Raw genomic sequence first — 6,501 nt, forward strand, 5'->3', positions numbered from 1 at the left:
ACAATATCATCAATATATGTATTAGACTCCTTTGGTTTAACCATTGGAGTATATGAAATTGGCTGTTCATTCATATTATTAAACTGATTTGATTCTAATCTGTCATAATTGAACCAATAAACATACTTATACGCAAAGCAAAAAAGAATAATAAAAATAAAAAGTATTAATATACTTCTCATGAAATTTTCATTAATATTCATTTTTTTTCATCCCCACCTTAAAAGATCGGTCGCTACGGCGGTTTCTACCGCAATATTCATGTCGCTTATTCAGGGCTTATTAAACATTATTGTTCTTACGTTAGCGGAAATCACGACTGATCAGGATATTGACCAAAAATTAGTGAATTAACTTAGCAAATACTAAAAATACGTTCAATGAATAAATTTGATGGATGAATCCCTAGAGGATTGAATTAATATTCCATTGTCGGACGTGAGTATACGCGAGATAGTTTCCGCTACTTCAAGCACCAAGCCACCTGAACCACCTAGCAGTATAAGTCCGTAGTCATCGTTTTCGCTAAGCTTGCACACGAGCGACCCATTCAACACTTTTACGCTGACGACAGGCGTTGTCAATACGAGTGGATCTCCCCCGTTCGAATCAGCTTTATAAAGCTCGTATAGATTACCATCCTTCTTGGTTGTGTAAAATACGTTGCCGTTGATGCTGTCAAACCATGACACTGTATTGTCGGACAGTTTCATTTCACCCGTCCCGTCCAACGTAGACGAATACAAAGCTTTGTCTTTATCTTTTACATAGTATAGGTTGTTATTGATAATTCGGAACCAGTTGACACTTGTGTCGACGATCATAGTGCTTTTATTCGTTTTCAGGTTGATTTTGTAAATTTTATTTACGTCGGATTGGACGTGTGATGCTAGCACGTAAACATCGTCTCCGATTACGGATGTCGAGAAAGTAGTTGCAACGTCTTCAATATCTCCGCTATATGTGACATGAGAGCCGTATAACACGCCTGGATCTCCGACACTCTTACGGTTTGTTCCATTCAGCCCTGGTAGTAACAAATACAAGTTGCCTCTTTCGTATGCCGCAGCGCCTTGAAGAACAATCAACGTGCCGTCAGGCGTGTCGTGGAAGTCCAAATATCCTGAGAGCATCAACTCAGCTTTCCCGTCGTCACTGATTTTCACGAACTTGTCGCTACCCGTTACACCTCCTCCAAGGTGATAGGTAAACCAGAGCGTGTTCTCACGGATTTGAAAGGATAATACCCTTGGCAACCTATCTGAGGTTCCAAAGTTATAGGAATAAATCTCTTCCTTGTCGGACGGCTTCTCCACAGGAGCCCGATACAGATGGTTCGTCGTGTCAGTTGTCTCGACAAAATAATAATAACCCTTGAAAAGGGCGACATCATTCTTATCGGCATATGCTGGAAGATCGACATTATTCATCTGTGGGTTATGGGACGTGATACTAAGTCCGCTGGTATTGTCCCAATTGTAATCCCATCCGAAATCGTCATGCGCGAAGCGCCATGTCATAGGGAAATACGTGACGTCTCGGAAACTTAACAAGGGATACTTTTCTTTTGTATTGTCAATTTCTTTACCGTTTATCGAAACAGTCGATGCGGGCACCTCAGCTACATAGGTAGCCGCATTACGATGATCTGAATTATATGGCACATATGAAGAGGTCACCTGTTTTTGCTTGATGTTCAAACCTTCATCTGGTGACCAATTTGCTTCCAAGCCAAGCAGTCTAGTATCATACCACGTCATTGGAAAGTAAGTGATATCGCGATAAACCAAGAGCGGGTATTCTCGGAACTGATTTTCAACCGTATGACCGTTCAAGTTTACCTCGAAGCCTGGCAGCGTAACACTCACGCCTGCAGCTAGAGTGCTCCCCGAAGGCATCAATAAACTCATACATAATGAAAAAAAGACCGAGTATCCAATAATTTTCTTTCTCATCGTGCTTCATCTCCTTTCAAATAACTAGACGGTAACAAATTGTAAAAAGTTGTGTGAGCCGCTAAGGAGGTTTGTCATCAAATTATCTATTACCAGGTCCAATCTGTCCGTTAGTTCAATAATCCCCCGACATAAGTCATTGGTTATAATTATGACATCAGGATAAAGAAAAATGGCCTTCAACCATGAAAAGGCGGTTAATTTAAACCAATTAATTTTTAATATAAAGACCTCTTTCATTGCTCATTGTAAACCAAGTGAAAGACGTCTTTATTATCTGAATTGACTAGGTAAAGGCATATTAATATCTGACAGGTTGGGATGTCATTGGAGCGCCTTCTCTTATGATACTCAAACCACCACCCGTGGAGAAATTAATGTTCAAGTTGAAGGCATCGTGTGCAAAGAATAGTATGGGAAAAGGCGAGGAGGGTGAATAGATTCTCATCCCGTTTAAATAGACCGCAAATCCGGGGATTTCGGTGCTCACAGTTTTATTGTTAGCCGCCTGTACAGCTGGCGCAGTATCTGAAAGCAAAATGCCCAAAGCTAATATAGAAACGATAAGATATTTACACCATTCTTTCATAAATCGTATCCTCCTTAATATGACTATTCAACTTGGATCTGAAAATCTAAATTGATTTTATAATTCAACTTCTACATAAAAGAATTAATTGTAAATGATACAACAAAACAGATGAACCATGGACATTACCTATTGCAGTTCCTCTTGATTAACCAGTGCCTATTTATTTTCTTCCTTATTCAATATCGTAGATTTGATTATTAAACGATAACCGCTATATGAAAGCTTCCGTTATTACAGCGTTCCCATACTACTCTGGATGCCTTGTGATCTTTACTCAACGAAATTTCATATTGAGAGTCACCCGTTTTTATATCCCTCAACTTAATAATTCCGTTTTCCCCATGATTTGAATGGTTTTATTGCTGCGTCATAAACAAAGAATCAACACTATGTCGACTGCCCCTCGAAAAGTCTAACGATTTCACCCCTTAGCTTCTCATCCACAATATTTTTAGTTTTATCAACCGGTGTAACTCCATTCTTGTCTTTCGTCTGTGTCTTCGCTCCATTACTCAACAACAATCGGATTACCTCGACGTTTCCTTCCATTGAATGCTGATTGAATTCCACGGCGTAAGATAGCGCTGTATTGCCTTTCTCATCGGCTGCATTGACATCCGCATTGGCATTGATCAACATTTCTACCATTGTATAAATACCCTGAACAGAGTCATTGCCGTAAGGATTAACCGCTCTCATAAGCGGAGTAATTCCCGACCAATTACTCTTCGGCATTATTAAGGGATCTGCACCGTTCTCAAGCAACAACTGAACAATTTGCCGTGATTGTGGCGTACTCATATTCACAGTTGCTAACAACGCCGTTTCACCATCCGCGTTCGCAGCGTTCACATCGGCTTTATATGCTATAAGATTTTTTGCAATTTGGACACTCTCATCAGTTAATCCAGAATTGGCAAAAGGATGAAGCGCCGAAAGCAGAGCTCCCCCGCCTAAATTCGGATCGGCTCCCATCGCAAGCATCTTGTTAACCAAACCAAGCTGTTTTTTGCTCGCTACTTGCATGAGTGGGGTCATTCCATTAGCACTTACATTAACCTTGGCTTTAGCATCCAGAAGACTTTCCGTTAAATAAATGGCGCGTTCCGCAGCATAATGCAGCGGTGTGTAGCCATTGGAGTCATCGACGATATTGAAATCGGCTTGATTTTGAATTAATAGGTCGACTAAATCGGCAACATGCGGATTGTCCTGAAACATATGCGCCATTTTGAAAATCTGAAGAAATACTAGGTTGAGATCGGTCCGATCGGTTGTTGCTRTCGCATCGACTTGTTTTTTAGTCTCGGTCAGATCCCCGTGCCCTGCCGTTTCAAATAATTTGAGGGCAGTCATCTCAATTCGCGTTTGAAGCTGTTCTATTGGCGTACTGTACTTTATGGAGATTTGCTGTTCATTCTCATTGAACTCCACTTGGGCTCTCATACTTTCAGCAACGAAACGGATTGGCACGTAAGCATGTCCGTTATAATTTAGAACTGTGTATTCACTATCCATTTGCTTAGCAACCCCATTAAACAGAAATTTCACTTGGTACTTAATAGCTTGAATACCATCAGATGCATAGACAGCCGTAGATAATGTAATACCAGCACCTAAAATCATCCCAATCACTATTTTTTTCAATGTATACTTCATCCTCCTAGATAAACTAAAGCCCACATAGTCCAAAAGCGTCATATTACTTATTTGTGTCATCAAACAATATTAGATGGTTCAAAAACCACCCGTATCTGCCTTTTAAATTTTAACGTCCAACTAATCACAAGCACTAAAATAGGAATCATTACAACCAGCAACCCTATTCTCAGAAATAAAACGATCTCTTCTTCTAAGAGCATTCACCATCACTCCTTCTCGTTTAAATAACAAATRATCCCAATTGTTTAGACGCTGCAAATACACTGATAGTTGCATATAACTCCAATACAATTGAAAAAAGTGGTAGCTTAAACTCAAGCTACCACCACGCTCTACTGCCCGTTACTTTAATGGAAAACGGCAACCGATCATATACCAGATGCCGTCATGTCGTGATTGAACAAACGTTCTGCGTTAGTTGAATCAAATAAATCAGAAAATGTGATAAAAGCATCGTGCTCATAATAATACAAAAATGCTCTAAGCAAATCGAATTCCGAACATTTCGGACGTTGCTGGTTTGCATTAGCAACTACACCTTGAATATCCTGAAAACTCTGCCATTTCCTTAAAGTAGTTTTGTTGATGTATGAGCGTCGCTGGGCGCCCGTGCTACTTCAACAAAACAACCGAGCGATCGTCCGCCATCGTCATGATGATCTGACCATCATGAGCGAAAATGCTGGAAACTGATTTCGCCACTTTCGTCAACAGCTTTCCAGATGGATCCAATAGAATAAATCCATCATAGCCAACATCAAAAGGCTTGCAGATCAACCAATTCTCCACGACCTGAACACTTTGCAGCGCTTCCGGTAGAATTTGCTTGTCAACGCCATCTGCCTCGGCTTTGAACAGATGACTGAGTCCTTGCTCGTCACGAGATAAGTAATAGAAGCTGCCATCGGTGCTGATATTCYAGCTGGAGGCTGAACGAGACGACAACCTACGCTCGTTCGTTCCATCAAGATTGGAGCTATACACATAACTGTCATCCTTTTTGATATAGTAAAGCTGAGTTCCTCTCGCAGCAAATTGGGTGATGGCGTTTTGGACCACTTTGACAGTCTGATTCGACGTTACATCTATTTTGAAAATATAATTACTCATATTGTTGGCAAATCCAATCTCGGACGCCATGACATAAACATCGTTGCCCCTGACTGCCGATGATGCAGTTCTTGCAAAGCTTGTCGCGCCGCCATCCGGTGCATGCCATCCATACAAAAAATTCGGATCTCCGATCGATTTGGCTTCATTTGAGCTTCCCGGGCGGACAAGCCTCAAATTATTGCGGCTCGGAGGCACGGAATAATCCACAATAACAGTGCCAATCGGCGAATCCTCAAAATCCAAATAACCTACGTGTTCGAGCGACGCGTGGCCATCCGGATAAATCCTGCCATATTCATCGTGACCCATAATGGCGCCGCCTAAATGAAAAGTAAACCATAGCTCATCGTCATTTCTGATCTGAAAGCCCATCATATTTTGCAAGCCATAAGCAGTTTCAATATCATACGTGTACACAAGCTCTGTGGCAGCTAAATCGCTAACTGGCGCTCGATAAATTTCATTCTTGCTGCCACGGGTCAGCGTATAGTAGTAATAGCCGTTATATAGAGCGACGCTGTTCTCACCAGCTTCAGCCGGCAAACCGATCGGCTCTAGCTGTGGATTGTCAGAATTAATAGCCAGACCCTCAGCTGCATCCCACGCATAGTTCCAGCCAAATTGCTCATGAGCGAATTCCCAGGTTAAAGGGAAATAAGTTACATCCTTATAAGTCAATAGTGGATAATCCTGTTTTGCGTTATCAATCCTCTGACCATTTATGCTAATGCCAAACGAGGCTATCGAAGCTTTATTGCTTGAGGCGTTCTTCTGATTCGTCTCATATGTATCATAGGTAGCAGTTACTTTGTCTTTTTGAATCGCCAGCCCGTTCTCTGCAGACCAGTTGGACACGAGGCCGAGAAGCCGGCTATCCGACCAGGTCATCGGGAAATACGTAATGTCCTTATAAACGAGCAGTGGATACTGCCGATATGAATTGTCTACAACATGCCCGTTCAGCTTGACTTGAAAATGGGGCAGCGTCACTTTCACGCTGGTCTCTGCTGCTTGGCTTTCATCCGGGAGTATCATCCAACATACGTAAGTCGTTAGACTAAGAAGGCAAATCTTTTTCCAATTTCTCATCACATCAGCTCCTCATAATATTATTTGGAAAATAAATCCATATACCACGAATAAGTAGACGCAACAGAGCTGTAAAAGTTGCATACATAC

General features: G+C 41.4%; 6 protein-coding genes. All 6 read right to left on the bottom strand.

Going from position 1 to position 6,501, the window contains the following annotated elements; all coding sequences use genetic code 11:
- Positions 1 to 203, bottom strand: a 203-nt coding sequence (locus AC1DUA_RS25295; protein ID WP_477502395.1) for a hypothetical protein, incomplete at its 3' end; no start/stop codon positions are given.
- A 174-nt stretch (positions 204 to 377) separates the two neighbouring features.
- On the bottom strand, positions 378 to 1,955 hold the full coding sequence (locus AC1DUA_RS25300) for a DUF5050 domain-containing protein (protein WP_477502396.1): 1,578 nt from the start codon (positions 1,953 to 1,955) through the stop codon (positions 378 to 380).
- 301 nt (positions 1,956 to 2,256) lie between these two features.
- Positions 2,257 to 2,544, bottom strand: coding sequence for a hypothetical protein (locus tag AC1DUA_RS25305; RefSeq protein ID WP_477502397.1), 288 nt, complete (start codon positions 2,542 to 2,544; stop codon positions 2,257 to 2,259).
- A 390-nt stretch (positions 2,545 to 2,934) separates the two neighbouring features.
- Positions 2,935 to 4,194 carry an ankyrin repeat domain-containing protein gene (locus AC1DUA_RS25310; protein ID WP_477502398.1) on the bottom strand — a complete coding sequence of 420 codons (1,260 nt, stop codon included), beginning with the start codon at positions 4,192 to 4,194 and terminating at the stop codon, positions 2,935 to 2,937.
- A 383-nt stretch (positions 4,195 to 4,577) separates the two neighbouring features.
- Positions 4,578 to 4,796, bottom strand: coding sequence for a DUF7716 domain-containing protein (locus tag AC1DUA_RS25315; RefSeq protein ID WP_477502400.1), 219 nt, complete (start codon positions 4,794 to 4,796; stop codon positions 4,578 to 4,580).
- 25 nt (positions 4,797 to 4,821) lie between these two features.
- The gene (locus AC1DUA_RS25320; RefSeq protein ID WP_477502399.1) at positions 4,822 to 6,411 is read right to left on the bottom strand and encodes a DUF5050 domain-containing protein; all 1,590 of its coding nucleotides are present in this window, start codon (positions 6,409 to 6,411) and stop codon (positions 4,822 to 4,824) included.
- Positions 6,412 to 6,501 lie beyond the last annotated feature (90 nt).

It is taken from the genome of Paenibacillus sp. 01T422, from assembly GCF_056398785.1.

What these genes read in the sequence shown, in the direction of transcription:
- AC1DUA_RS25300 (WP_477502396.1), bottom strand. Translation starts at nt 1,955, where the DNA reads ATGAGAAAGAAAATTATTGGATACTCGGTCTTTTTTTCATTATGTATG.
- AC1DUA_RS25305 (WP_477502397.1), bottom strand. Translation starts at nt 2,544, where the DNA reads ATGAAAGAATGGTGTAAATATCTTATCGTTTCTATATTAGCTTTGGGC.